Here is a 25143-nt window from a genome sequence, read left to right on the forward strand (position 1 = left end):
CGGTCGACGTGCTCGCCGCGGTCTGCGAACTCCTGCACCGCTCGGGCGCCTGAGCCCCCGAGCGGGCAGCGTGCATTCAGAACGCGAGCTGGATCGCGAGATCGATCGCCAGCAGCGCGATCGAGAGACCGATGCCGAGAATCACGTTCGGCAGCCGGTGCTCGAAGTCGCGATTGTCGCGGCGCATCGCGGCGCCGAGCAGGAAGATCGCCTCGACGAAGATCTGCAGCCCGACGAACAGCAGCATCAGCAGATACTCGTAACCCATCTGCTTGAACGCGCCGAACTGCATCCCGTGATCGCGGATCCATTGGCCCACGCGCAGCAGCTCGTAGACGAACAGCAAGGCGGGAAACAGGTAGCTGATGAAATAGGTCGGCGCGGTGGCGTGCCGTAGTTCCAGGTGGAAGTGCTGATGCGTGGTTGCCATCACGAATCCCTCCTTGCAACGCATGATTGCGGTCGCGACGGCCGCGCGACGATGTGCCGATACAGGGATTACCCGAAGCGTCGTGCGCAGCCGTACGTCGCCAGCATACTGCCGCGCGGGAAATTTGGCATGCGATGCATGTGTTCGTCGTAAAAATGCGTATGCGCCGCGCGACGCGGTTATCGCACCGTATTCACCGTAGGCGCTGCGCTGGCCGGTTCTGTCGTGCTCGATGCATCACCGGCGCCGTTCAGCGTTTCGCTTCCGCGCCCTCGACAAACAGCTTCGCGACCGCCTGGAACTCCCGTTTCAGCGACAGCCCCGGCACGGTCAGCCAGCGCAGCATCGCCGCGAGATACAGGTGATGGAACCACGTCGCGAGCTGGTCGGCTCGCAGCGTGCCGTTCAGTTCTCCGGATTGCTGCCCGGCTGCGATCAGTTGCTGCCACACGAACGCGATATCGCTGCCGTTCTCGTTGCCGCTTTCCGGTTCGGTCACGCCGATGTTCAGGAAGCGATGGCGCAGATACGCGAGCAGGTACGCGGGATGCTGCTCGCACCACGCGGCCGATGCATCGAGCACACAGCCGATGCGCGACACGAACGTCTTGCGCCGCGCGACATCGCGCTGCAGATGGGCGAGATCGCGCGCGAGTTCGCCTTCGAGCCAGTGCGCGAGCACGGCTTCCTTCGTCGCAAAGTGGTTGTACAGCGTGCGCTTCGCGACATCGGCCTGCGCGGCGATCTGCTCCATCGTGACGGCTTCGTAGCCGTGCGCGTCGAAGAGGCGTGCGCCGGTGGCGGCGAGATGCGCGAGCATCTGGATGCGCTTGCGCGCGCGGCGGCCCGGATCGTCGGTCGGAGTCGGCATGGCGAGGGATCGGATAAAAGTGCACGAATTGCATTAGTATACGACGTGCATTTTTATGAATCCACCTGCCTCCGTCGGGTGCAAGGAGTCACGCATGAAGCTCGTCATCGCCACCTACGGCACCGAAGGCGACACGCGCCCGCTCGCGGCGCTCGGTCGTGCGCTGATCGATGCCGGCCATGACGTCCGGCTGCTGGCCGACGCGGCAACGCTCGGCTCGGCCGCCATGCTCGGCGTGCCGTCGGCGGCGTTGTCCGGCGATATCCGCCGCGCGATTGCGCCGGAGGGCGCATTGGCCGATGCGGTGCGCGGGCGCGGCGGCTTCAACGACACGTCGAAGGCGCTCGCGGCGATCGCCAACGCGAACACGGCCGCGTGGATGCGGCAGGTCGCGGAGGCGTCGGCCGGGTGCGACGCGATCCTCGTGTCGGGGCTCGTATCGTTCGTCGGCTTGTCGGTTGCCGAGTATCGCGGCGTGCCGGCGATCGGCGCCGGCATGATCCCGATTACGCCCACCGCGGAATTCGCGTCGCCGTTCCTGCCGCCGGGGAAGGTGCCGCGCTGGCTGAACCGCGCGAGCCACCGGTTCGTGAACGCGCTGTTGTGGCAGGCGTTCAGGAAGTCGACGAACGCGGCGCGCGCGAGCGTGTGCGGGTTGCCGCCGCGCAGGCGGGTGTGGGCCGATCATCCGATGCTGTACGGCGTGTCGCCGGCACTGCTGTCGGGCCCGGCCGACTGGCCGTCGCAGGCGCTGGCCTGCGGCCAGTGGCGAATCGATGCACACGCATGGGAACCGCCGCCCGATCTTGCGGCGTTTCTCGACGCGGGTGATCCCCCCGTGTACATCGGTTTCGGCAGCATGGCCGGCTTCGATCGCGCCGGGATGGCCGATGCGCTCGTGCGCGCGCTCGGCGGCCGGCGTGCGCTGTTCCATCCGGGCTGGAGCGGCATCGACGCGTCGATGCTGCCCGCGCACGTTCATGTGATCGGCGATACGCCGCATGACAGGCTGTTCCCGCGTGTGTCGATGGCGATCCATCATGGCGGGTCGGGCACCACGCATTCGGCTGCGCGGGCCGGCATTCCGTCCGTCGTCGTGCCGTTCGCGGGCGATCAGTTCTTCTGGGCGAACCGGCTGCAGCGGCTCGGCGTCGCGGATGCGCCGGTCGCGGGGCGGCGCGTGGAGGCCGCCGCGCTGGCGCGGGCCATCGCATTCGCGGAGCGCGGCGACACGAAGGCGCGCGCAACGGAACTCGGCGCGCGCATCGCGCGGGACGACGGCCTGACGCTGGCCGTCAGTGCGATCGAGCGCTGGGGACGGTCGGGCGCGCGCTGAGCCCGCGCGTCGACTTCAGAAATGCCCGGTGAAGCGATAGCGGCTGCCCGGGTGCCACAGGTTGGCGACCGACGCGACCATTCCTTGCGACCACGTGCGCCGATGCAGCAGCAGGCACGGCTCGCGGTCGTCCATCGTCAGGTGGCGGCGTGTTTCGGCGTCGGGCATCGCGGCCTCGATCCGGTATTCGACGCGCTGCAGCGGCGCGACGCGCGTCAGGTACTGGTTCGGCGTCGTCGTCGTGAAGTCCTGCAACGCGTATTCGGGCGCGCAGGCCGGATTGACCCAGCGTTCCTCGAGCTGCACGGGCGTGTCGTTCTCGAAGTGCAGCACGCGCGAATGGAAGATCGGGCTGCCCGCGTCGAGCTGCAGTTCGTCGGCGAGCTTCGCGTCGGCGACGGCCGCGCCGACCAGCAGCACCTGCGCGCGATAGCCGTGGCCGCGTGCGGCGACTTCGTCCGAGATGCTGCGGATCGCGACGAGCGTCGATTCGTACTTCGGCGACGCGACGTACGTGCCGGAGCCGCGCGTGCGCGTGAGCACCTGCTCGGCCGTCAGTTCGCGCAGCGCGCGGTTCACGGTCATCCGCGCGACGTTGAATTCGCGCGCGAGTTCGTTCTCCGACGGCACCTGGTCGCCTTCCGCCCATTCGCCGGCATGAATGCGCGCGAGGATGAAGTCCTTGATTTCCTGATAGATCGGTGTGGTCATGGGATCACGGTTCGAGAGTCGGCGGCGGCCCGCCGCCGAATGCCGATCCGGCGCGCGCCCGGCGCCGAGTGTACCGGTTTCGCGGGCGTGCGGGCCCGGATTTCCCGAATGATCCCTGTTCGGCCGGCGCGCGTCCATGCGGGATTGCACAGAGCGGCCGGCCCGCGGCAGTCCGCGCGCGGTCAGAACCGGTGCCGGATGCCGACCGTCGCGACCACCTGCGTGTTGGTCGACGAAGCCGCGAGCCCCGTCACGTTCGCGAAGCCGAGCGTCGCGCCCGACGGCACGCCGAACTGGTGCTGGTAGACCGTCTCCGCATATACGTCGGTGCGCTTGCTCAGCGCGTAGTCGGCCATCAGCGTCACCTGGTGCCATTTCGGCCGGTGGCTGCCGGTGGCGTCGTCGTAGCGGCCGTCGGTGAACGTATAGGCGCCCGCGAGCGAGACGGCCGGCGTCAGCGTGTAGCGCGCGTTGACCTCGAAGTTGTCGAAGCGCAGCGCGTTCAGCGCGCCGGGCAGCGACGACGCGGCCGTTTCGTCGAACATCGAGTGCGTCCACAGCGCGCCGACCGTCAGCCGGTCGAACGCGTAGCTGCCGCCCGCGCCCATCACGCGCTGGCGCACGGCCGGGAAGTTCGGGCCGTCGTTCGTCGACAGCGCGCCGCCGGCCGTCAGCCCGCCGCGGTTGAGCTGCAGGTACGCGGCGCCGAGGTTGACCGGCCCGTTCGCATACGACACGCCCGCGCTGTACGCGCGGTTGTTCGCGAAGCCGCCGGCCGCGTTGCTGAACCCGTACAGGCCGCCGAACTGCCAGCCGGCGAGCGTCGGGCTCGTGTATTTCACCGCGTTGTCGATGTAGAACGAATCGTCGATGTTGTCGTTGTCGAACGGATGGGACGCGAGATTGTTGCCGTCGCCGTTGTTCGCCATCGCGAGCGGGCCGAGGTAGTCGACCACGGCATCGTATTGGCGGCCGAGCGTCAGCACGCCGTACCGGTCGCTCTGCAGGCCGACGTACGCGCGGCGGCCGAACATCGTGTTCCGGTAGGACTGCGTGCCGTTGTTCAGGTTGAAGCCGTTCTCGAGGCGGAACAGTGCATGCAGGCCGCCGCCGAGATCCTCGTTGCCGCTCAGGCCGAAGACCGTATTCGACAGCAGGCCGCTGCCTTGCTGCCACGCGCTTTTACCCGACTGGTTGTTCGTATAGACGATGCCCGCATCCAGCATCCCGTAGAGCGTGACGCTGCTTTGCGCATGCGCGGCGGCGCCGAAGAATGCGAGGGAAAGGGTACCGACGACTGCTTTTTTCATTCTGAGTGCTTCCTGGAAAGGCCCGTCGCGACGGGAACGACGATTCGTCGCGCGTTCGCACCGGAACACGCGTTCGAATCGATGAATCGATGAATCGTTGAAAAGGGGAGGCGGCGCGTGACGCGTGTCACGCGCGGCCGCGGCGAACGCCGCTAGTGCTGCAACAGGCGGATCGTGCCGAACTCGGCGGCCGGCAGCAGGCGGAGGATCGACAGGATGGCCGGCGATGCCTGCGACCGTGCGACCTCGAGCTCGATGCAGGCGCGCCCGGTGCGCTCGTCGATCGCGGCCGTGTAGAAATTGAGCGCGGTGCCGACCGCCTGGTGCAGCAGGCGCCGCACGACGGCGAGGTTGTCGGATTCGACGCGGATCGACAGCAGCACGCGTTCGTCGGCGGGGTACCGGCGCCGCGAACGAACGGGCGGCAGATCGCGTGAAGCGGTGGTTTCGGTTCTGGTCGGTTTCATGCTGGCACCCCGGTCACATCGTGCTCCGCACCGCGGAGATCTCGTCCTGAACATGCCGCCCATTCTAGGAATCGCGGTGACGATACGGTGTATAGACTCGCGCGGGCCCTGAAAAGAACGCATAAAAATGCCCCGTCGGCCGGCTTTCGTCTTTACGGCTTTTTTATTCCCTGTAAAGAAATTGAACACCGCTTTGATACGCGGATTTCTACACTGTCGCATCCCATTCGCCAGACGAGCATGGGGGCGTCACACGGGCCTGCGCCGGCAAGGCAAGGCCCGCCACGCCGACGATCGCGCGGCGTCGCCGCGCATACGAAAAAAGGGGAAAGCCATGTTGTGGATCACCGGCGCGCTGTCGCTCGCGCTCTTTATCTATCTGTTTCATGCCTTGATCAAACCCGAGCGGTATTGATCGGCGCGATTCAACAGGAATTCGAAAATATCGGTGGATGTCATGAGCGATCTGCTTTTCATTCTGTTCACGCTCGCGTTCTTTGCCTTGACGGCCGGTTTCGTCACCGGCCTTGACCGGATCTGAGCGAGCGTCGACATGTTCAACAATCTCATTCAATTCGCGATCGTTCTCGCGATCATGCTGGCGCTGGTGCCCGTCGTCGGGAAATGGCTCGCGCACGCCTTTACGAGCCCGCGCCACGCGTGGGTCGAACGCCGTACCTATGCGCTGCTCGGCGTGAATCCCGACGAAGCGATGTCGTGGCAGCGCTACGGCATGGTGCTGCTGCTCAGCAATGCCGGGATGATGCTGCTCGGTTATCTGCTATTGCGCATCCAGGACACGCTGCCGTTCGACGCACTGCAGCGCGCCGCGCAAAGCCCCGACCTCGCGTTCAACACCGCCGCGTCGTTCATCACGAACACGAACTGGCAGGCGTATGCGGGCGAGAGCAGCCTGTCGAACTTCTCGCAGATGGCCGTCATCACGTTCCTGATGGTGGCCAGCGCGGCGACCGGCGTCGCGGCCGCGGGCGGCTTCATCCGCGGGCTGAGCCGCAAGAGCGCGGCGGACATCGGCAACTACTGGGTCGACTTCACGCGCGTGACCTATCGCGTGCTGCTGCCGCTCAGCTTCGCGATGGCGCTCGTGTACGTGTGGCAGGGCATGCCGCAGACGCTCGCGTCCGATGCGTGGGCGACCACGCTCGAAGGCGCGCGCCAGCAGATCGTGACGGGGCCCGTTGCCAGCCTCGAATCGATCAAGCACATCGGCACGAACGGCGGCGGCTTCTTCAGCATGAACGCCGCGCATCCGTTCGAGAACCCGACGCCGCTCACCAACACGCTGCACATGCTGTCGATGCTGCTGATTCCGTCCGCGCTGACCTACACGCTCGGCACGATGATCGGCCGGCGTCGCCAGGGCTGGGTGATCCTCGGTGCGTTCGTCGTGATGTTCGTCGGCTTCCTGGCCGTGATCTATTCGGCCGAGCAGCACGGCAATCCGCTCGTGGCGGGGCTCGGCGTCGACCAGCAGATGAGCGCCGCGCAGCCGGGTGGCAACATGGAAGGCAAGGAGATGCGCTTCGGCATTGCGCAGACGAGCCTGTTCGCCACCGTCACGACCGCCGCGACCACCGGCTCGGTCGACGCGATGCACGACTCGCTGACGCCGCTCGGCGGCCTCGTGCCGATCGCGCAGATGATGCTGAACAACGTGTTCGGCGGCGACGGCGTCGGCCTGATCAACCTGTTCACGTTCGCAATCCTCACGGTGTTCCTGGTCGGGATGATGATCGGGCGCACGCCGGAGTTCCTCGGCAAGAAGATCGAGGCGCGCGAGATGAAGCTCGTGATGCTCGCGGTGCTCGCGCATCCGTTCAGCATCCTCGGCTTCACCGCGCTGGCCGCGATGCTGAACTCGACGATGGACAGCCTCGCGAACCTCGGCCCGCACGGCTTCAGCGAGGTGCTGTACGCGTACACGTCGGGCACTGCCAACAACGGCTCCGCGTTCGCGGGCCTGAACGCGAACACGCCGTTCTTCAACACGACGATCGGCTTCGCGATGCTGATCGGCCGCTACCTGACGCTGCTGCCGATGCTCGCGGTCGCGGGCAGCCTCGCCGCGAAGAAGAGCGTGCCGGAAAGCGCGGGCACGCTGTCGACGTCGACGGGCCTGTTCGCTGGCCTGCTGGTCTTCGTGATCCTGGTCGTCGGCGGCCTCACGTTCCTGCCCGCGCTCGCGCTCGGCCCGGTCGTCGAGCACCTGCTGATGTCGGGCGGCCAACTGTTCTGAGGAAAACATCATGATGCAAGGCAATCGCCAGGCAGCGGCCGCCGCCGCGCCGGCACCCGGTTCTTCGTTCGGCGCGGCGACGCGCGGCCTCGTGCGGCCCGTGATCGCATCGTCGGTGCTGTTCATGCTCGTCACGGGCATCGCGTATCCGCTGCTCACCACGGGCGTCGCGAACGTGCTGTTCCCGTCGCAGGCGCGCGGCAGTCTCGTGGAGCGCAACGGCACGACGATCGGCTCGACGGTGATCGGGCAGCACTTCACGCGCGCCGGCTACTTCCACGGGCGGCCGAGCGCGACGACCGGCACCGATCCGGCCGATCCGTCGAAGACGGTCGACCAGCCGTACAACGCGGCCGGCAGCGGCGCCAGCAACCAGGGGGCAACCAGCAGGAAGCTGCTCGCGGATATCGCGCAGCGGGTACGCGCGTACCGGCAGGAGAACGCGCTCGCCGCCGGCATGCCGGTACCGGCGGATGCCGTGACCGCGTCGGCATCGGGGCTCGATCCCCAGATCTCGGTGGCGAACGCGCGGCTGCAGGCGGCACGCGTTGCGCAGGCACGCGACGTCGACGCCGCGCAGGTCGCGGCGCTGGTCGAACGCATCGCATCGCCGCGCCAGCTCGGCGTGCTCGGCGAACCGCGCGTGCGCGTGCTCGACCTGAACCTCGCGCTGGATCGCGCATTCGGCCAGGCGGCCGGCGCGAAGTAATGGCAGGAACCACGGAGTCACTCATGTCCCATATCGAAACCCCGATCAATCCGGCGGCGATCCCGGTCGGCGCCGTGCCGCCGATGCGCCGGACGGCCGTGCTGCGCGAGGCCTTCCGCAAGCTCGCGCCGCGCGTGCAGTTGAAGAATCCCGTGATGTTCGTCGTCTATCTCGGCAGCATCGTCACGACCGTGCTGTGGCTGCAGGCGCTGACCGGCACCGGCGATGCGCCGGCCGGCTTCATCTTCGCGGTCGCGTGCTGGCTGTGGTTCACCGTGCTGTTCGCGAACGCGGCCGAGGCGCTGGCCGAAGGGCGCGGCAAGGCGCAGGCCGACGCGCTGCGCGCGGCGCGCAAGCGCGTGTACGCGAAGGTGCTCGACGAACCGAAGCGGTACGGCAGCACCAGCCATCGCGTGCCGAGCGACGAACTCGCGACCGGCAGCATCGTGCTCGTCGAGGCCGGCGACACGATTCCCGCCGACGGCGAAGTGATCGACGGCGTCGCGTCGGTCGACGAATCGGCGATCACCGGCGAATCCGCGCCCGTGATCCGCGAGTCGGGCGGCGATTTCTCGTCGGTGACGGGCGGCACGCGCGTGCTGTCCGACTGGATCGTCGTGAAGATCACCGCGCAGCCGGGCGAGGCCTTTCTCGACCGGATGATCGCGATGGTCGAGGGCGCGAAGCGCGGCAAGACGCCGAACGAAGTCGCGCTGACGATCCTGCTCGTCGCGCTGACGATCATCTTCCTGCTCGTGTGCGCGACGCTGCTGCCGTTCTCGCAGTTCAGCGTGCTGCTGAACGCGTCGGGTTCGGCGGTGAGCCTGACCGTGCTGATCGCGCTGCTCGTCTGCCTGATCCCGACGACGATCGGCGCGCTGCTGTCGGCGATCGGCATCGCCGGGATGAGCCGCATGATGCGCGCGAACGTGCTCGCGACGTCGGGCCGCGCGATCGAGGCGGCAGGCGACGTCGACGTGCTGCTGCTCGACAAGACCGGCACGATCACGCTCGGCAACCGCGAGGCCGTTCAGTTCCGGCCGGCGCCGGGCGTGGACGAGCGTGCGCTGGCCGAGGCCGCGCAGCTGTCGTCGCTTGCCGACGAGACGCCCGAGGGGCGTTCGATCGTCGCGCTCGCGAAACAGCGGTTCGCGCTGGAGGGCAAGACGATCGACGGCGGTTTTGCCGTGCCGTTCAGCGCGCGCACGCGGATGAGCGGCCTCGATATCGGCGGGCGGCAGGTGCGCAAGGGCGCGGCGTCGGCGATCCGCGCACACGTCGATGCGCTCGGCGGTGCGTTTCCGCAGGCGGTCGAGACGGCCGTCAACGAAATCGCGCGGCGCGGCGGCACGCCGCTCGTCGTCGCCGACGGCGCCCGCGTGCTCGGCGCGATCGAGCTGAAGGACATCGTCAAGCACGGGATCGCCGCGCGCTTCGCCGAACTGCGCAAGGTCGGCGTGAAGACCGTGATGATCACGGGCGACAACCGCCTCACCGCGGCCGCGATCGCGGCGGAAGCCGGCGTCGACGACTACCTGGCCGAAGCGACGCCCGAGGACAAGCTGCGGCTGATCCGCGAGCACCAGGCGAAGGGCCATCTCGTCGCGATGACGGGCGACGGCACCAACGACGCGCCCGCACTCGCACAGGCCGACGTGGCCGTCGCGATGCACAGCGGCACGCAGGCGGCGAAGGAGGCGGCCAACATGGTCGACCTCGACAGCAACCCGACGAAGCTGATGCAAGTGGTCGAGGTCGGCAAGCAGATGATCATGACGCGCGGCGCGCTGACCACGTTCAGCGTCGCCAACGATCTCGCGAAGTATTTCGCGATCATCCCGGCCGCGTTCGTCGCGACCTATCCGGCGCTTGGCGCGCTGAACGTGATGGGCCTGCACAGCCCGACGTCGGCGATCCTGTCGGCGGTGATCTTCAATGCGTTGATCATCGTCGCGCTGATCCCGCTCGCGCTGAAGGGCGTGAAGTATCGCGCGGAGCCGGCCGGCAAGCTGCTGGGGCGCAACCTGCTGATCTACGGCGTGGGCGGAATCGTCGCACCGTTCATCGGCATCAAGCTGATCGACATGCTGTTGACGCCGTTTATCTGACCGAACGCGCCGTCGCGGCCCCGCTCACGCCTTCGCGGCGTGCGCGGGGCCGTTCGGCGTTTCAATTGCCGGAAGCGATCATGGATGTGAATGTGAACGTGAAGGATGCGAATCGACGGGCAACGAGGCGGCGGGACACCGCTGCCCGCCGCAGCGGGGCCGGCGCGCGCCGCGACCGCTGGCGAGCCGTGCTGCGCGCGTGCGCGGCGCTGGCCGACCGCATCGCGGGCGCGGGGCCCGATACGCGGCCGGCGCTGGCCGTGCGCGAGGCGCGCCCGCGCACGCACGTGTGGGTGTCGCAGTACGCGGTGCCGCTGCTGCTCGCCACGCTCGTGTGCGCGCTGGCGACGCTGGCGGCGAGCGCGCTGCTGCGCGTGTTCGACCTGTCGAACGTCGTGATGCTGTTCCTGATGACCGTCGTGCTGATCGCGCTGCGGCTCGGCCGGCTGGCCGGTGCGTGGGCCGCGTTCGTCTGCGTCGGCTGCTTCGACTTCTTCTTCGTCGAGCCGAGGCTGTCGTTCGCGGTGTCCGATACGCAGTACGTGTTCACGTTCGCACTGATGCTCGCCGTCGCGCTCGCGATCGGCCAGCTCGCGGCACGCCTGCGCGCGGAGGCGCGGGCCGCGCGCGCAAACGAGAAGCGCTCGGCCGCGCTCGCGCGTGTCGCGCACGACCTGTCGGCGGCGATCGAAACCGAACAGATCGCGTCGATCTGCACCGGCACGATCGCGCCGCTGCTCGGCGTGCGCGTCGCGCTCGTGCTGCCCGACGCGGACGACCGTCTGATGCCGGCGCCGCACGCCGCGTTCGTCGAAGCGCCGATCGCGCGCTGGGCCTACGAGCATGCGCGCGGGGCCGGGTGCGGGCTGCCGCCGTTCGAGCGCGCGGCCGCGCAGTACCTGCCGCTGAAGGCGCCGATGCGCGTGCGCGGCGTGCTCGTGCTGTTCGGCGACGCGCAGCCGGTACCCACGGACCCCGACGATCGCCGCCTGATCGACGCGCTGTGCTCGTCGATCGCGATGGCGCTCGAACGTGTGCACTACGTCGGCGTCGCGCAGCACACGCTCGTCCGGATCGAAGGCGAGCGGCTGCGCAACGCGCTGCTCGCCGCCGTGTCGCACGACCTGAAGACGCCGCTGACCGCGATCCGCGGGCTCGCCGAGACACTCGAGCGGCCCGAGCGGCTGGCCGACGGGCAGCCGGCCGCGCTCGCGCACGGCATCCGCAACCAGGCCGAGGCGCTGCACGGGCTCGTCGTGAACCTGCTCGATCTTGCGCGGATGCAGAGCGAGGGCGTGCGGCTGAATCGCGAGTGGCACATGCTCGACGAGATCGTCGGCAGCGCGCTCGCGCATTCGGCCGGCGTGCTGGCCGGCCGCGACGTGAGCGCCGACCTGCCGGCCGACCTGCCGCTGATCGACGTCGACGCGCTGCTGATCGAGCGCGTGCTGATGAACCTGCTCGACAACGCGGCGAAGTACGCGGGCGCGGAGGCGGCCGTGGCGGTGCGCGCACGCGTGTTCGGCGAAACGCTGTACGTGTTCGTCGAGGACGACGGGCCCGGCTTCGTCGCGCGCAACACCGAGCCGCTGTTCGAGCCGTTCGAGCGCGAGCGCAAGGAATCGTCGATCAGCGGCGTGGGGCTCGGGCTCGCGCTGTGCCGCAGCATCGTCAACGCGCACGGCGGCTCGATCCGCGCGGTGCCGCTCGATCCGCACGGCGCGCGGTTCGAGATTCGCCTGCCACTGGGTGCGCCACCCGACATCGAACACGAGAGCCGGACATGATCAGATCGCGCGTACTTGTCGTCGAGGACGAATCGGACATCCGCCGTTTCGTGCGGATGGCACTGGAACAGGAGGGGCTCGACACCTGCGAGGCGTCGACGGCCCGCGAGGCGCGGATGTACGCGTCGAGCAGCAAGCCCGATCTCGTGATCGTCGATCTCGGGCTGCCGGACGACGACGGCAAGACGTTCATCCGCGAACTGCGCGAATGGTCGACGGTGCCGGTGATCGTGCTGTCGGCGCGGCAGCAGGAGGTGGAGAAGGTCGCGGCGCTCGACGCGGGCGCGGACGATTACCTGCCGAAGCCGTTCGGCGTGCCCGAACTGCTCGCGCGGGCGCGCGCCCAGTTGCGGCGCGCGGCGTTCGTGTCGGCCGACGGGCAATCGTCGTCGATCGTGCGCTTCGGCGACGTGACCGTCGATCTCGGCAAGCACGAAGTCGCCCGCGGCGGCGAGCCGGTTCATCTGACGCGCCTCGAATTCCGGCTGCTCGCCGCGCTGATTCGCGCGCGCGGCGGCGTGGTCGCCGCGCGGCAATTGCTGGCCGAGGTGTGGGGGATCCACGACGCGGAGCGCGCGCACTACGTGCGCGTGTACATGACGAACCTGCGGCAGAAGCTCGAACCGGTGCCGGCGCGCCCGCGGCACCTGTTGACGGAACTGCAGTTCGGCTACCGGCTGGTCGGTCTGGAAACGGTCGGCATGACGGACGGGCAGCGTGATGCGGCGTCGACAGGTCTAGACAGGTGAAAACCCGCTCCCGGCCACCAACCTGCGCGCGGAGAAAGCCGTTGTTTAGCTCGATGTAATTCGTAATTAATTGAAATTGAAGGAAATTTGCGACCCACGGCCATAATCCGCCGACAATTAGAGATAAACACGGATTGCTGGTGGTGCACCTGCGCGGGCAAAGTTGTATGTACAACTTGGGCGGTCGCCGGACGAGGCGATGCCCGGGTTGGAAGGGTTCACGGCGGGGCGCCGTGCCGGCCGCGCCGGTGCGGTCCGTCCGACGGGACCCTTGCCCAGTTCGCCTACGACAGGAACGCCATGAAGAAACTCGCGCTCAGTATTGCCCTTGCCTGCATCGCGGTCGGTGCCCACGCCAAGGATTGGTCGACGATCCGGTTCGGCGTCGACGCCAGCTATCCGCCGTTCGAATCGAAGGACGCAAGCGGCAAGGTCGTCGGCTTCGACGTCGATCTCGGCAACGAGATCTGCGCCCGCCTGAAGGCGAAGTGCGTGTGGATCGAGAACGACTTCGACGGGATGATCCCCGCGCTGAAGGCGAAGAAGTTCGACGGCGTGCTGTCGTCGATGTCGATGACGCCGGCGCGTGCCGAGCAGATCGCGTTCTCCGACAAGCTGTTCAACACGCCGACGCGCCTCGTCGCGAAGAAGGGCGCGAACCTGCAGCCGACGGCCGAATCGCTGAAGGGCAAGTCGGTCGGCGTCGAGCAGGGCACGATCCAGGAGACCTACGCGAAGACGTACTGGGCGCCGAAGAGCGTGCAGGTCGTGCCTTACCAGAACCAGGACGGTGTGTACCAGGACCTGATGTCGGGCCGCCTCGACGCGGCACTGCAGGACGCGGTGCAGGCCGACATCGGCTTCCTGAAGACGCCGCGCGGCGCGAGCTTCGACTTCGCCGGCAAGGACATCGACGATCCGAAGACGCTCGGCAACGGCGCCGGCATCGGGCTGCGCAAGGACGACGCCGACCTGAAGGCGAAGATCGACCACGCGATCGCCGACATCATCAAGGACGGCACGTACAAGAAGCTCGAGAAGAAGTACTTCGCATTCGACGTCTACGGCGGCTGACCGTCCGTGCGGCGTGCATCGCCTGCGGCGCGCGCCGCATCCGTTGCCGGGTGCAATCCGCTTCGTGGGATGCCCCCGGCTTGATGAGCAAGTCGCATCAGGTAGTGCACAGATATCGTTTGATGCGCGGTTAATGGCTATTGACAATCCAGCCACTTCGTTCTGGATCCCTTCTATGATCTTCCAAGGATTTGGCCCGCTTCTGTGGGCCGGCACGGTCGAGACCGTGAAGCTCGCGGTGCTGTCGCTGGCCGCGTCGCTCGTTCTGGGCCTCATCGGTGCGAGCGCGAAGCTGTCGACGAACCGCGTGCTCAAGTCGATCGGCACCTTCTACACGACGCTGATCCGCGCGGTGCCGGATCTCGTGCTGATGCTGCTGCTGTTCTACGGGATCCAGATCCTGCTGAACAACTTCACCGACGCGCTCGGCTGGGACCAGATCGACATCGACCCGTTCGTGGCGGGCGTCATCACGCTCGGCTTCATCTACGGCGCGTACTTCACCGAGACGTTCCGCGGTGCGTTCCTGTCGGTGCCGCGCGGCCAGCTCGAAGCGGGCTTCGCATACGGGATGAGCGGCTGGCGCGTGTTCCGCCGCATCCTGTTCCCGCAGATGATGCGCTTCGCGCTGCCCGGCATCGGCAACAACTGGCAGGTGCTCGTGAAGGCCACCGCGCTCGTGTCGATCATCGGCCTCGCGGACGTCGTCAAGGCGTCGCAGGACGCGGGCAAGAGCACGCTCGATTTCTTCTTCTTCACGCTGGCGGCAGGCGCGATCTACCTCGCGATCACGACGGTGTCGAACGTCGTGCTGCATCACCTCGAGAAGCGTTATTCCGTCGGCGTCCGGAGGCTCGCACTGTGATCGAACTCGTCAGCCAGTACTGGCAAAGCTATCTCTACACCGACGGCTACCGCTTCAGCGGCCTCGCGATCACGCTGTGGCTGCTGGTCGTGTCGATCGCGCTGGGCTTCGCGCTCGCCGTGCCGCTCGCGATCGCGCGCGCGTCGTCGAACCGCTGGATCTCGGGCCCGGTGTGGCTCTATACGTACGTGTTCCGCGGCACGCCGCTCTACGTGCAGCTGCTGATGTGCTACACGGGCATCTACAGCCTGCAGGTCGTGCACAACCACGTGCTGCTCGACACGTTCTTCCGCAACGCGATGAACTGCACGCTGCTCGCGTTCGTGCTGAACGAATGCGCGTATGCGACGGAGATCTTCGCGGGCGCGATCAAGGCGACGTCGGCCGGCGAGATCGAGGCCGGCATGGCCTACGGGATGTCGCGCTTCAAGCTCTATACGCGGATCATCCTGCCGTCCGCGCTGCGCCGCTCGCTGCCGAGCTACAGCAACGAAGTGATCCTGATGCTGCACGCGACGACGCTCGCGTTCACCGCGACCGTGCCCGACATCCTGAAGGTCACGCGCGACGTCAATTCGGCGACGTACATGTCGTTCCAGGCCTACGGCATCGCGGCCGTGCTGTACGCCGTCGTCGTGTTCACGCTCATCTGGGCGTTCCGCAAGCTCGAGACGCGCTGGCTCGCGTACCTCTCGCCGCGCGGCCATTAACGGCCATTAACGCATTCGCAAGATTCGCAAGGAAGGACCCAGCATGTACAAGCTTACCGTTGACAACCTGCACAAGAAGTTCGGCGACAACGAGGTGTTGAAGGGCGTGTCGATGAAGGCGAAGGCCGGCGACGTGATCAGCATCATCGGCTCGAGCGGCTCCGGCAAGAGCACGTTCCTGCGCTGCATCAACTTCCTCGAGCAGCCGTGCTCGGGGCAGATCACGATCGGCAGCGAGCCGATCCAGACCACGCGCGACCGCAACGGCTCGCTGCGCGTGGCCGACCAGAAGCAGCTGCAGCGGATGCGCACCAAGCTGTCGATGGTGTTCCAGCACTTCAACCTGTGGGCGCACATGACGGTGCTCGAGAACGTGATCGAAGCGCCGATGGCCGTGCTCGGGATCGGCAAGGACGAAGCGATCGCCCGCGCACGCAAGTACCTGGAGAAGGTCGGGCTCGCGCCGCGCGTCGAGGGCATGTATCCGTCGCACCTGTCGGGCGGCCAGCAGCAGCGCGTGGCCATTGCGCGCGCGCTTGCGATGGAGCCGGAGGTGATGCTGTTCGACGAGCCGACGTCGGCGCTCGATCCCGAGCTGGTGGGCGAAGTGCTGAAGGTGATGCAGAAGCTCGCGGAGGAAGGCCGGACGATGGTCGTCGTCACGCACGAGATGGGCTTCGCGCGCAACGTGTCGAATCACGTGATCTTCCTGCATCAGGGAAAGATCGAGGAGGAAGGGAATCCGCAGGAGATTCTCGTGAATCCGAAGAGCGAACGGCTCGGGCAGTTCCTGTCGGGGCGGCTGAAGTAAGCAGGCGGGCGGTGGTGCAGGGTGGAACGCTAAATGCTTGTCACGCGGAATCCTTTCGATGAAGGAGCACCGCGATGAGCGAGCAGACCACCACCGCTTTTTCCCATGTGAAGCCGCAGGACACCGCGTATCGCGGCGAAGGCCTGCGCGACTTCTTCCTGTATCGCGATCTCGGCATCGCGGCTGCGACGAACGGCAAGGTCGTCGCGCAGCTTGTCAGGGCGAATCATGCACCGGAGGCGGGCACCGGCTGGCACCGTCACGAGGCCGAGTTCCATATCGTGATCATGCTGAAGGGCTGGGCGCGCTTCATGTACGGCGAACAGGAGACGCTGGTGGCGGCCGGCGACTGCGTGCATCAGGCGCCGGGGATCGTCCACTACCTGTTCGACTACTCGCCTGACATGGAATACCTGGAGATCGTCGGGCCCGCCGATTTCAAGTCGATCGACGTCGACGGGCCGTGCGCCGTGCCGCCGCCGACGCCGTGGGGGGAAGCGGGCGCGTAGCTGCCCGGTTGCCCTGGGCGCGCGTCACGCGCACGCCTGCATCGGACCGCCTTCGGGCGGTTTTTTTGTTGCGCGCTCCCCGGAAGCTTCCGTGCGTACCGATCACGCCTGCTGCACGTTTTCCCTTCCCCGGAAACATTCTTTCGAATTCCGAACGGTTGGAAAGCTGAAGATCCGGAAAGAAAAGAAAGACATTCGTCAGTTTCGAGGCGCTGGCCGCGCCACGATGTCAAAGATCGTCAATTGCGCGGGATGGCGGTGCACGGCCTGCCGACGACCGGCGTTAAGGAGGTACCAGCCGGATCGCCGGTTGACCTTACCCGGGAGAGTTTCATGAAGCGCATCGCGAAGATCCTGACGGCTACCGCAGTGGCATGTGCGGTTCTTGTTCCGGCGCTTGCCGAAGCGCATTCGCATCGTGTGTGCCACGTCGATCATCACCACCATCGCGTGTGCCGCTGGGTGCGGTAAGCGCGAATTTTCCGGGGCGACCCGGAATGCATTCTTCAGTCAGGCAAATCAGGAGAGGACCATGAAAAAAACGATGTTGATCGCCGCGCTGGTCGCCGGCATGGGTGTGTCGATCGGTGCGTTCGCGCAGGTTCCGGCCAGCGCGCCGGCCGGCACGACCGGTCTGTGCAAGGACGGCTCGTTCTACTCGGGCGCGTCGAAGAAGGGCGCATGCGCGGGCCACAAGGGCGTGAAGACCTGGTACGGCGCATCGGCCGCCGCGGCGGCGAGCGCACCGGCCGCGGCGCCGGCCATGGCGGCTTCCGCTACGCCGGCATCGGGCACCGCTCCCGCGAAGAGCGCCGCCGCGACGACCGCGGCCGCAGCGCCGGGCGGCGGCGCGGGCAAGGTGTGGGCGAACGACAGCACGAAGGTCTACCACTGCTCGACCGACAAGTACTATGGCAAGACGAAGCACGGCAGCTACATGTCGGAAGCCGACGCGAAGGCGAAGGGCTACCACGCGTCGCACGGCAAGGCCTGCTCGTAACGCGCAGGGCCGGCGCGCGAGTGCATGCACGCGCGCGTCGGCCGGACGCAGCCGCCAACGTCGCCCCGCCTCTGCGGCGGGGCGATGCATTTGTGCCGCCAACCGCGCTCAGTGCGCGTGATGCGAGCGTGTTTCCGCCGCCGCGTCGCTCCCGGTGGCACGCGCATCGAGCAGTGCACGCAGCGTGACGTAGTGGGTGCCGTCCGTATCGCCTTCCGCGCCCGCGGTGCGATCGTACGGCTCGTTGTCATGGATCGTCGCCCGCACGATCGGATAGATCTGCGTTTCCCACCGGCTGCCGTTGAACACGCCGTAATGCCCCACACCCGTCTGGACGTGGTGCGTCTTCAGATACGGCGGCAACCCCGAACACAGCTCCTGCGCGGCCACCGTCTGGCCCACCGCGCAGATATCGTCCTTCTCGCCTTCGATCGTCAACAGCGCGGTGCGATGAATCGCCGCCGGTTCGACGAGCCGGTCGCCGACCGTCAGCTCGCCGCGCGCGAGCGCGTATTGCTGGAACACCTTCTCGACCGTTTCCAGGTAGAACTCCGCGGTGAGGTCGGCCGTCGCGAAATATTCGTCGTAGAAGTGCCGCAGCGTGTCCGCTTTCGCGGGATCGCCTTTCGCGCGCTCGTAATACAGATCGGCGAACGACGCCGCGTGCCGGTCCGGGTTCATCGACATGAACGCGCCGACCTGCACGAAGCCCGGATACACGCACCGCTGCGCGCCGACGAAACCGGGCGGCACGACGCTGATCAGGTTGCGCGCGAACCATTCGATCGGCTGGCTCGTCGCGAGCGCATTGACCTTGGTCGGATTCACGCGGCAGTCGATCGGGCCGGCCATCAGCGTCAGGCTCGCGGGCTGCGCCGGATCGCTGCCGGCCGCCATCAGCGCGACCGCCGCGAGTGCGGCGACGGTCGGCTGGCAGATCGCGAGCACGTGCGCGTCCGGGCCGATCTGGCGGATGAAGTCGATCACGTGCGCGACGTATTCGTCGAAGCCGAAGCGCCCGGCCGTCAACGGAATGTCGCGCGGGTTGTGCCAGTCGGTGATGTACACGTCGTGATCGGCCAGCATCGTGCGCACCGTGCCGCGCAGCAGCGTCGCGAAATGCCCGGACATCGGCGCGACGATCAGCACGCGCGGCTGGCGCGCGACCGGCCGCGCCTTGCGGAAATGCAGCAGCGTCGCGAACGGCGTGACGGCCGCCGCTTCCTCGACGATCGGCACCGTGTCGCCGTCGACGACGATCGATTCGATCCCGAACGGCGGACGCCGGTGCGAGAACGCGCAGCACTCGAGCAGTTCGCACAGCGCGTCGAGCATGCGGCCGGTCGGCGTCGACGTCGCGGGCGGCCACAGCGACATCGTCGCGCGCGTGGTGGCCGCCCATGCACGCGCCGGGCGCAGGCATTCCGCAGACCATTGATAAAACGGATAGGCAAGCAGGTTCATGACCGTCGCTCGTTGCGCCGCGATGCAGGGAACGAGGCAAGCCGTGTGCCAGCGTGCGGCTGGCACGCGCGTTGCACGCAGTTCGGGAACGCGGCGGTGCAGGCGGCACGTGACGACGGACGGGTGCAGGAGACGTGCTGCCGAACCGGTTCCGCGCATGACTCATGGCGCGCCACCGTGCGGCACTGCGCCAGTTCGGCGAATGGGCCGCACAGGCATGGTGCGGGTAACGGCGTGACGCGTCCGTTTCGGTGCAGGGGCACGAACGGCAACCAGCAGAGGAGCGACATGGAATCCACCGGACAGACGACGCTGACCATCAGCAGCCGCAATTACTCGTCGTGGTCGATGCGCGGCTGGCTGCTCGCGAAGCTGAGCGGGCTCGTGTTCGAGACGGTCAGCGTGCCGATCGATGCCGCGTCGCGCGCGGAGCTGCTGCTGCTGTCGCCGTCGATTCTCGTGCCGTGCCTGACGCACGACGGCAACACGGTGTGGGACACGCTCGCGATCGCCGAATACCTGAACGAGATCCGGCCGCAGGCGCGGCTGCTGCCCGAGAACCGGCGCGCGCGCGCCCACTGCCGGTCGATCTGCGGCGAGATGCATTCCGGTTTCAGCGCGTTGCGATCCGCGCTGCCGATGAACCTGCGCGCGCATTTCCCCGGCTTCCGGATCTGGTCGCGCGCGCAGCACGACATCGAGCGGATCGTGACGATCTGGCGCGAGTGCCTGGCCGCGTACGGCGGCCCCTGGTTGTTCGGCGCGGAGATCGGGATTGCCGACGCGATGTATGCGCCCGTCGTCACGCGCTTCCTGACCTACGACGTGAAGCTGGAGCCCGATATCGCCGAGTACTGCATGCAGGTGCTCGCGCATCCGTTCGTGGCGGAGTGGATCGATGCGGCGAAGGCGGAGCACGAAGACATCGACGAACTCGACATGGAGTTCTGACGCGCGGGATCGCCCGTCGCTTTCAATTGCACTACACGCACCGGCATCGAAACGAACGTTTCGATCTGGCCGCGTAACGCGCAAACGTTTTACCTTGATTTCGATTCGACGCGAGGACGAATGCCCTAAAGGATGTTGAGCACGATGACGTAAACGAGTCACGGGGACGACTCGCGATCGCATGCTTCCGACGTGCGACGCGCAGTCCGCAACAATCAGCGCAGCAGGGGAATCGACTTGAATCGTCAGCAATCGTGGACGCGTACGGCGGCGCCCGGGGAAATCATTTATTCCGAGGGTTTTGCGGGCGAGCCCGTCATCTTTCTGATCACCGACGGTAAGGTCGAACTGTCCACGCGATGCGACGACAAGCGCGTCGTCGTCGCGACGCTCGGTCGGGGCGAGTTCTTCGGTGAATCGGCGTTGCTCGCGGCCGAGCCGCGTGCCCATACCGCGAAGGCGCTTTCATTCTGCCAGCTGACGGTCGTGCCGGCCGGCATGCTCGACGAGGAAATCGAGCGTGTGTCGGCGCTGCTGCGTCATATCGTGCGCACGATGATCCGCCGCGTGAAGCGCAAGGACGACCAGCTCGCGACCTATACGCATGCCGACTTCATGCCGGGCGTGCTGTCGTATGCGCATGTGCTGGCGCTGATGGCGGGCGCCGACGCGCGCGACGCCGGCGACTCATGGACGCGCCGGCCGATGCAGGCGCATGCGGCCGAAACGTCGGTGCCGCTCGCCGAAGTGATCCGCAAATGCCGCGCGATCGCCGGCCACTCGCGGCCGCACGTGCTCGCGATGCTGCGACGCATGGAGAAGCTCAATCTCGTCACGATCGAAGCGGCGCAGGCGGACCACGCCGGCGGGGCGGCCGATTATGCGGCGTCGTCGGATGCGCGCCAGGTCGTCACGTTCGACGCCGCGCGCGTGATCGATCGCGCGCAGCAGGTGGCCGATCACGATCTCGACCTGTCGATCAACAGCGAACTCGAGCTCATCGAGCTCGCCGATCTCGAATCGCTGATCGGCGTCGAGAAGACGATGCTGCTCAACAAGCTGTCGAACGGCGAGATTGCCGACGAAGTGTTCGCGTTCCGCAAATCGAAGGTGCTCAGTTACGTCGAACAGAAGGGCGTCGCGTACTTCTCGCGGCGCAATGCGCGTCGCGGCGGCGACGTGCGCGCGCTGGAGGATCTCGTGTGGATCGACCCGCGCACGCTGTTCGACGTCATCAGCGCGTTCGACACCTACGATCTCGCGAAGCTGATCGCGAATCTCGACGATCGCGCGGTGGCCGACAAGCTGTTCTCCGTGATGACCGAGGCGCGGCGCAACGAGGTGTCGTGGGTGATGCGTCGCGAGCTCAAGCTCGATCCGGTCGAGATCGAGGACATCGAGCGGCGCGTGCTGGATGCCGTTCGCGCGGCGAAGGCGCCGGCGGCGGGCACCGCGCCCGTCGCATCGGCATCGGATGCATGACCAAGGGGGCGCGCATGGATCTGTTGACCCTGGCCGGTGTGGTGCTTGGCGGCGCGGCGATCGTGTTCGGCTTCGCGCTCGAAGGCGGGCATTTCCCGATGCTGTTCCAGTTCGAGGCGCTTGTCATCGTGCTCGGCGGCACGCTCGGCGCGGTGATGATCCAGAACACCTGGGCACGCTTCTTCGACGCGGTGAAACAGTTGCGGCTCGCGTTCGTGCGGGCGCGCGAGGTCGATCGCAAGAACCTGTCCGACCTGCTCGAATGGGGCGACCGCGCAAAGCTCGACGGGCTGCTCGCGTTCGAATCGATGGACGTGAGCGGCATCCATCCGTTCGCGCGCCGCGGGCTCGAACTGCTGGCGAACGGCGTGTCGACCGCCGTGCTCGAGGACGCGTTGCAGCGCGAACTCGATGCCTACGAACGCAGCCGCCTGGCGGCCGCGCGCGTGTGGCAGCAGGCGGGCGGATATGCGCCGACGTTCGGCATTCTCGGGTCGGTGCTCGGGCTCGTGCAGGTGACGAGCCACATCCTCGAACCGGCGCAGCTCGGGCCGGGCATCGCGGTCGCGTTCATCGCGACGCTGTACGGGCTGGCGTTCGCGAACCTCGTGTTCCTGCCGCTTTACGGCAAGCTGCGCGCGCAGATCGATAGCGAGCTGCGGTTTCGCAAGCTGTATCTCGACGGTTTCCTGGCGATATCGCGCAAGGAATCGCCGCATACGATCGAAACGCGCCTGACCGGCGACGTGCGCGGGCGCGCGGTGGAATCGCTTGCGTGACGCGTGTGTCGGACGATCAACCCGGATTCCCAACAACATGACTGCTCGAACTGACGGTGTCTCCGCCGCCGATCGCGACGACGAGCTCGAAGGCGCGCAGTCCGGCCGCTGGCTGATTTCGTACGCGGATCTCATCACGACGCTGATGGTGCTGTTCCTCGCGTTGTACGTGCTCCAGCTCGCGAAATACAACGCACTCGACGCGCGGTACCAGACGCTTGCGCGGCAGGCGGGTGGTGCCGCGAGCGCTGCCGATGCGGCTACGCCCGACCCTGCGCCGCCGTGGCTCGCGTTGCTCGATTCGTTGAAGTCGAACGGCCGGATTTCGCTCGTGAAGGCGCCGCATGGTGTCGAGATCGGCATCGACGCGAAGATCCTGTTCAACGTCGGCGATGCGCGTTTGCTGCCAGATTCGTCGCCGGTGCTGAACCAGATTGCGCAGGCGCTGAGCGAGCACGCGACCGGCGACATCCTCGTCGAAGGGCATACCGACAGCGTGCCGATCGCGAACGCGAAATACGAATCGAACTGGGAGCTGTCGTCCGCGCGTGCGGGGAGCGTCGTGCGCTACCTGACCGAGCGCGGCGTGGCGCCGCATCGCGTGGCGGCGATCGGGCGGGCCGATACGCAGCCGCTCGTCGCGGGCGACGATGCGGCTTCGCGGGCGCGAAACCGGCGTGTCACGATCTTCGTTGCATACTGATCTGCGCTGATCGCGAGTCGACAGGCGGCCGGTTATGCCCGCCTGACAACAACATAACGAATCTCGCATGATGAACATCTGAAATCCGCGATGCGGTTCCGCGCGTGCATGCCGATAACCCAAACTGGCTCAGACCGAGCGGTTATCGAGGGTTCCCCATGCATTTCTGGCGCAAGCTTTCCATTCAGAACAAGCTGATTCTCAGCATGACGAGTTGCCTGCTCGTGTTCGTCGCGATCTCGAGCGGACTCAGCATCCGTCTGATCGGCAACGCGGTGCGCGACCGTGTCGTCCGCGAGGAGCTGCCGACGGCCGTGAACGGCATCCGCGCAGACGTGCAGCGGCAGATGGCCGGGCCGATCGCCGCGTCGCGGATTCTCGCGCGCGACGCGTTCCTGCTGCAATGGGAAGCCGACGGCGAACCCGACGCCGGCACGCGCAACTGGATCCAGCTCGCGAAGAACGTGAAGGACGAGCAGAAGGCCGCGTCGGTGCAGTGGGTGTCCGTGAAGAGCGGCAACTACTACAACGAATCCGGCCTGCAGCGGAAGGTGACCGACAAGGATCAGTGGCTGACCGGCTTCCTGTCGTCCGGCAAGGCGTTCGACGTGAACATGGATCGCGAGGTGACGGTCGGCGGCTACATGATGTTCATCAACAGCCGCGTCGAGCTCGACGGCGTGCCGATCGGCGCGGCCAGCATGAGCCTGTCCGTCGATGCGCTCGCGAAGGGGATCGCCGCCTACCGGATCGGCGAGACCGGGTTCGCGTATCTCGTGCGTCCCGACGGCGCGATCATGATGCATCGCGATTCGTCGCTGATCGACGGCAAGCATTTCATGAAGGACCAGCAGGGGTTGCCCGGCGATGCGTCGTCGACGCTGCTGGCCGGCAAGCCGTATGCGTACCTGAGCTACGACGGCGACGGCGGCGCGCGTTTCATCGCGACGTCGTTCATTCCGGAGCTGAACGCGTATGTCGTCGTCGAGGTGCCGCAGGCCGAACTGCTCGGGCCGGTGACACGCGCGATCCGCAGCGCGGCGCTGGTCGCGGCGGTGGTGGGCCTCGCGGTCGCGCTGCTCGTGATCTGGCTGGTGGGCCGCGCGATTGCCGCGCCGATCCGCCGCGCGGCGACGCTGCTGTCGGAGATCGCCAGCGGCCAGGGCGACCTCACGCGCCGGATGACGGTCGAGAGCCAGGACGAAATCGGGCAGTTGTCGGATGCGTTCAACCGGTTCGTGTCGTCGCTGTCGACGCTGGTGCACAGCATTCGCGCGGCGTCCGCGTCGATTGCCACGGGTTCGGCGCAGATTGCGTCGGGGAATGCCGATCTGAGCGAACGTACCGAAGGGCAGTCGAGCAACCTGGAGCGGACGGCTTCGTCGATGGAAGAGATCACGGCCGTGGTGCGCAACAACACCGAGACGGCCACGACGGCCGCGAAGATGATCAACGGCGCGTCGGATACGGCGGCGCGCGGCGGGCAGGTGGTGGGTGAGGTCGTGACGACGATGGAGCAGATCAGCCACGCGTCGCAGCGGATCTCCGAGATCATCGTGATGATCGACAGCATCTCGTTCCAGACGAACATTCTCGCGCTGAATGCGGCCGTCGAGGCGGCGCGGGCCGGGGAGCAGGGGCGCGGGTTTGCGGTGGTGGCGTCGGAAGTGCGGAATCTGGCGCAGCGCAGCGCGCAGGCGGCCAAGGAGATCAAGGCGCTGATCGAGCACAGCGCGGGCACGGTGAACACCGGATCGCGGCTGGTCAGCGAGGCAGGGAAGGTGATGAGCGATGTCGTGTCGCAGGTGCAGGGCGTGAGCGCGATGATGAGCGAGATCGCCGAAGCCAGCCTGGAGCAGAGCGCCGGGATCGACCAGATCGGCGATGCGGTGCAGTCTTTGGATCAGATGACGCAGCAGAATGCGGCTTTGGTCGAGGAAAGCGCAGCGGCGGCGGCGAGCTTGAAACAGCAGGCGGCGGAGCTGACGAGGCTCGTGTCGGCTTTCAAGGTGGATGAATGAAGCCTGATTCGCGTTTTAGAATGGAGCGTTTCTGAGGGA

The 25143-nt window shown here is 67.0% G+C and carries 25 protein-coding genes; 19 read left to right on the forward strand and 6 right to left on the reverse strand.

Annotated elements, in window-relative coordinates; all coding sequences use genetic code 11:
- Nucleotides 1-76: 76 nt before the first annotated feature.
- Both AB3K92_RS11660 and AB3K92_RS11665 read right to left on the reverse strand, forming a co-directional pair.
- A complete protein-coding gene (locus tag AB3K92_RS11660; RefSeq protein ID WP_021157344.1) occupies nt 77-430 on the reverse strand; it encodes a hypothetical protein in 354 nt (117 codons plus the stop codon).
- Between the two features lie 250 nt (nt 431-680).
- A complete protein-coding gene (locus tag AB3K92_RS11665; protein WP_060309665.1) occupies nt 681-1301 on the reverse strand; it encodes a TetR/AcrR family transcriptional regulator in 621 nt (206 codons plus the stop codon).
- A 94-nt stretch (nt 1302-1395) separates the two neighbouring features.
- Here AB3K92_RS11665 and AB3K92_RS11670 point away from each other — a divergent pair, with 94 nt between their 5' ends.
- Nucleotides 1396-2637, forward strand: a complete 1242-nt coding sequence (locus AB3K92_RS11670) for a glycosyltransferase (protein ID WP_369465096.1) — start codon at nt 1396-1398, stop codon at nt 2635-2637.
- A 15-nt stretch (nt 2638-2652) separates the two neighbouring features.
- On the opposite strand, the gene hutC is transcribed toward AB3K92_RS11670, so the two are convergent.
- From hutC to AB3K92_RS11685, 3 genes are all read right to left on the reverse strand, one after another.
- A complete protein-coding gene (gene hutC, locus AB3K92_RS11675) occupies nt 2653-3348 on the reverse strand; it encodes a histidine utilization repressor (RefSeq protein ID WP_048022472.1) in 696 nt (231 codons plus the stop codon).
- 182 nt (nt 3349-3530) lie between these two features.
- A complete protein-coding gene (locus AB3K92_RS11680) occupies nt 3531-4658 on the reverse strand; it encodes a porin (protein WP_060217920.1) in 1128 nt (375 codons plus the stop codon).
- A 152-nt stretch (nt 4659-4810) separates the two neighbouring features.
- Nucleotides 4811-5125, reverse strand: coding sequence for a hypothetical protein (locus tag AB3K92_RS11685; RefSeq protein ID WP_081071587.1), 315 nt, complete (start codon nt 5123-5125; stop codon nt 4811-4813).
- A 334-nt stretch (nt 5126-5459) separates the two neighbouring features.
- Here AB3K92_RS11685 and kdpF point away from each other — a divergent pair, with 334 nt between their 5' ends.
- From kdpF to AB3K92_RS11750, 13 genes are all read left to right on the forward strand, one after another.
- Nucleotides 5460-5540 (forward strand): K(+)-transporting ATPase subunit F, encoded by an 81-nt coding sequence (gene kdpF / locus AB3K92_RS11690; RefSeq protein WP_063623159.1) that lies wholly within the window; start codon nt 5460-5462, stop codon nt 5538-5540.
- Nucleotides 5541-5678: 138 nt separating this feature from the next.
- Nucleotides 5679-7382, forward strand: coding sequence for a potassium-transporting ATPase subunit KdpA (gene kdpA / locus AB3K92_RS11695; RefSeq protein ID WP_060230279.1), 1704 nt, complete (start codon nt 5679-5681; stop codon nt 7380-7382).
- 10 nt (nt 7383-7392) lie between these two features.
- Nucleotides 7393-8091 carry a potassium-transporting ATPase subunit KdpC gene (gene kdpC, locus AB3K92_RS11700; RefSeq protein ID WP_369465099.1) on the forward strand — a complete coding sequence of 233 codons (699 nt, stop codon included), beginning with the start codon at nt 7393-7395 and terminating at the stop codon, nt 8089-8091.
- A gap of 83 nt (nt 8092-8174) precedes the next feature.
- Nucleotides 8175-10199, forward strand: coding sequence for a potassium-transporting ATPase subunit KdpB (kdpB, locus tag AB3K92_RS11705; protein ID WP_369465782.1), 2025 nt, complete (start codon nt 8175-8177; stop codon nt 10197-10199).
- A gap of 80 nt (nt 10200-10279) precedes the next feature.
- Nucleotides 10280-11986 carry a DUF4118 domain-containing protein gene (locus AB3K92_RS11710; protein ID WP_059493630.1) on the forward strand — a complete coding sequence of 569 codons (1707 nt, stop codon included), beginning with the start codon at nt 10280-10282 and terminating at the stop codon, nt 11984-11986.
- Entirely contained in the window at nt 11983-12735 is a 753-nt protein-coding gene (locus tag AB3K92_RS11715) for a response regulator (RefSeq protein ID WP_021157331.1), read from the forward strand. The genes AB3K92_RS11710 and AB3K92_RS11715 overlap by 4 nt, the downstream gene beginning before the upstream one ends.
- A 300-nt stretch (nt 12736-13035) precedes the next feature.
- Nucleotides 13036-13809: an ABC transporter substrate-binding protein gene (locus AB3K92_RS11720; protein WP_369465100.1), complete on the forward strand. Its 774-nt coding sequence runs from the start codon at nt 13036-13038 to the stop codon at nt 13807-13809.
- 175 nt (nt 13810-13984) lie between these two features.
- Nucleotides 13985-14674, forward strand: a complete 690-nt coding sequence (locus AB3K92_RS11725) for an ABC transporter permease (protein ID WP_021157329.1) — start codon at nt 13985-13987, stop codon at nt 14672-14674.
- Nucleotides 14671-15384, forward strand: a complete 714-nt coding sequence (locus AB3K92_RS11730; RefSeq protein ID WP_011355969.1) for an ABC transporter permease — start codon at nt 14671-14673, stop codon at nt 15382-15384. The genes AB3K92_RS11725 and AB3K92_RS11730 overlap by 4 nt, the downstream gene beginning before the upstream one ends.
- Nucleotides 15385-15427: 43 nt before the next feature.
- Nucleotides 15428-16195 (forward strand): ABC transporter ATP-binding protein, encoded by a 768-nt coding sequence (locus AB3K92_RS11735; RefSeq protein WP_042973307.1) that lies wholly within the window; start codon nt 15428-15430, stop codon nt 16193-16195.
- A 74-nt stretch (nt 16196-16269) separates the two neighbouring features.
- Nucleotides 16270-16704: a cupin domain-containing protein gene (locus tag AB3K92_RS11740; RefSeq protein WP_021157328.1), complete on the forward strand. Its 435-nt coding sequence runs from the start codon at nt 16270-16272 to the stop codon at nt 16702-16704.
- A gap of 333 nt (nt 16705-17037) precedes the next feature.
- A complete protein-coding gene (locus tag AB3K92_RS11745; RefSeq protein ID WP_021157327.1) occupies nt 17038-17175 on the forward strand; it encodes an HHHH-motif protein in 138 nt (45 codons plus the stop codon).
- 61 nt (nt 17176-17236) lie between these two features.
- Nucleotides 17237-17704 (forward strand): DUF3761 domain-containing protein, encoded by a 468-nt coding sequence (locus AB3K92_RS11750; protein WP_059493626.1) that lies wholly within the window; start codon nt 17237-17239, stop codon nt 17702-17704.
- Nucleotides 17705-17812: 108 nt separating this feature from the next.
- Here AB3K92_RS11750 and AB3K92_RS11755 read toward each other — a convergent pair whose 3' ends face one another.
- A complete protein-coding gene (locus tag AB3K92_RS11755; protein ID WP_059859293.1) occupies nt 17813-19168 on the reverse strand; it encodes a polyhydroxyalkanoate depolymerase in 1356 nt (451 codons plus the stop codon).
- 288 nt (nt 19169-19456) lie between these two features.
- Here AB3K92_RS11755 and AB3K92_RS11760 point away from each other — a divergent pair, with 288 nt between their 5' ends.
- The 5 genes from AB3K92_RS11760 to AB3K92_RS11780 all read left to right on the forward strand — a co-directional run bounded on the left by AB3K92_RS11760 (nt 19457) and on the right by AB3K92_RS11780 (nt 25104).
- The gene (locus AB3K92_RS11760) at nt 19457-20119 is read left to right on the forward strand and encodes a glutathione S-transferase family protein (RefSeq protein ID WP_021157324.1); all 663 of its coding nucleotides are present in this window, start codon (nt 19457-19459) and stop codon (nt 20117-20119) included.
- Nucleotides 20120-20356: 237 nt separating this feature from the next.
- The gene (locus AB3K92_RS11765) at nt 20357-21601 is read left to right on the forward strand and encodes a Crp/Fnr family transcriptional regulator (protein ID WP_048022418.1); all 1245 of its coding nucleotides are present in this window, start codon (nt 20357-20359) and stop codon (nt 21599-21601) included.
- Nucleotides 21602-21615: 14 nt separating this feature from the next.
- On the forward strand, nt 21616-22380 hold the full coding sequence (locus tag AB3K92_RS11770; protein WP_021157322.1) for a flagellar motor protein: 765 nt from the start codon (nt 21616-21618) through the stop codon (nt 22378-22380).
- A 37-nt stretch (nt 22381-22417) separates the two neighbouring features.
- Nucleotides 22418-23083, forward strand: a complete 666-nt coding sequence (locus AB3K92_RS11775; protein WP_369465105.1) for a flagellar motor protein MotB — start codon at nt 22418-22420, stop codon at nt 23081-23083.
- A 158-nt stretch (nt 23084-23241) separates the two neighbouring features.
- On the forward strand, nt 23242-25104 hold the full coding sequence (locus AB3K92_RS11780; protein ID WP_059649136.1) for a methyl-accepting chemotaxis protein: 1863 nt from the start codon (nt 23242-23244) through the stop codon (nt 25102-25104).
- Nucleotides 25105-25143: the final 39 nt, after the last annotated feature.

This window comes from Burkholderia sp. Bmkn7, assembly GCF_041103175.1.
Taxonomy (GTDB): domain Bacteria; phylum Pseudomonadota; class Gammaproteobacteria; order Burkholderiales; family Burkholderiaceae; genus Burkholderia; species Burkholderia cepacia.

What these genes read in the sequence shown, in the direction of transcription:
- AB3K92_RS11710 (WP_059493630.1), top strand. Translation starts at nt 10,280, where the DNA reads ATGGATGTGAATGTGAACGTGAAGGATGCGAATCGACGGGCAACGAGG.
- AB3K92_RS11725 (WP_021157329.1), top strand. Translation starts at nt 13,985, where the DNA reads ATGATCTTCCAAGGATTTGGCCCGCTTCTGTGGGCCGGCACGGTCGAG.
- AB3K92_RS11660 (WP_021157344.1), bottom strand. Translation starts at nt 430, where the DNA reads ATGGCAACCACGCATCAGCACTTCCACCTGGAACTACGGCACGCCACC.
- AB3K92_RS11665 (WP_060309665.1), bottom strand. Translation starts at nt 1,301, where the DNA reads ATGCCGACTCCGACCGACGATCCGGGCCGCCGCGCGCGCAAGCGCATC.
- AB3K92_RS11740 (WP_021157328.1), top strand. Translation starts at nt 16,270, where the DNA reads ATGAGCGAGCAGACCACCACCGCTTTTTCCCATGTGAAGCCGCAGGAC.
- AB3K92_RS11715 (WP_021157331.1), top strand. Translation starts at nt 11,983, where the DNA reads ATGATCAGATCGCGCGTACTTGTCGTCGAGGACGAATCGGACATCCGC.
- kdpF (WP_063623159.1), top strand. Translation starts at nt 5,460, where the DNA reads ATGTTGTGGATCACCGGCGCGCTGTCGCTCGCGCTCTTTATCTATCTG.
- AB3K92_RS11750 (WP_059493626.1), top strand. Translation starts at nt 17,237, where the DNA reads ATGAAAAAAACGATGTTGATCGCCGCGCTGGTCGCCGGCATGGGTGTG.
- AB3K92_RS11735 (WP_042973307.1), top strand. Translation starts at nt 15,428, where the DNA reads ATGTACAAGCTTACCGTTGACAACCTGCACAAGAAGTTCGGCGACAAC.
- AB3K92_RS11770 (WP_021157322.1), top strand. Translation starts at nt 21,616, where the DNA reads ATGGATCTGTTGACCCTGGCCGGTGTGGTGCTTGGCGGCGCGGCGATC.
- kdpB (WP_369465782.1), top strand. Translation starts at nt 8,175, where the DNA reads ATGCGCCGGACGGCCGTGCTGCGCGAGGCCTTCCGCAAGCTCGCGCCG.
- AB3K92_RS11685 (WP_081071587.1), bottom strand. Translation starts at nt 5,125, where the DNA reads ATGAAACCGACCAGAACCGAAACCACCGCTTCACGCGATCTGCCGCCC.
- AB3K92_RS11760 (WP_021157324.1), top strand. Translation starts at nt 19,457, where the DNA reads ATGGAATCCACCGGACAGACGACGCTGACCATCAGCAGCCGCAATTAC.
- kdpC (WP_369465099.1), top strand. Translation starts at nt 7,393, where the DNA reads ATGATGCAAGGCAATCGCCAGGCAGCGGCCGCCGCCGCGCCGGCACCC.
- AB3K92_RS11745 (WP_021157327.1), top strand. Translation starts at nt 17,038, where the DNA reads ATGAAGCGCATCGCGAAGATCCTGACGGCTACCGCAGTGGCATGTGCG.
- AB3K92_RS11755 (WP_059859293.1), bottom strand. Translation starts at nt 19,168, where the DNA reads ATGAACCTGCTTGCCTATCCGTTTTATCAATGGTCTGCGGAATGCCTG.
- AB3K92_RS11670 (WP_369465096.1), top strand. Translation starts at nt 1,396, where the DNA reads ATGAAGCTCGTCATCGCCACCTACGGCACCGAAGGCGACACGCGCCCG.
- AB3K92_RS11775 (WP_369465105.1), top strand. Translation starts at nt 22,418, where the DNA reads ATGACTGCTCGAACTGACGGTGTCTCCGCCGCCGATCGCGACGACGAG.
- kdpA (WP_060230279.1), top strand. Translation starts at nt 5,679, where the DNA reads ATGTTCAACAATCTCATTCAATTCGCGATCGTTCTCGCGATCATGCTG.
- AB3K92_RS11720 (WP_369465100.1), top strand. Translation starts at nt 13,036, where the DNA reads ATGAAGAAACTCGCGCTCAGTATTGCCCTTGCCTGCATCGCGGTCGGT.
- AB3K92_RS11780 (WP_059649136.1), top strand. Translation starts at nt 23,242, where the DNA reads ATGCATTTCTGGCGCAAGCTTTCCATTCAGAACAAGCTGATTCTCAGC.
- AB3K92_RS11680 (WP_060217920.1), bottom strand. Translation starts at nt 4,658, where the DNA reads ATGAAAAAAGCAGTCGTCGGTACCCTTTCCCTCGCATTCTTCGGCGCC.
- hutC (WP_048022472.1), bottom strand. Translation starts at nt 3,348, where the DNA reads ATGACCACACCGATCTATCAGGAAATCAAGGACTTCATCCTCGCGCGC.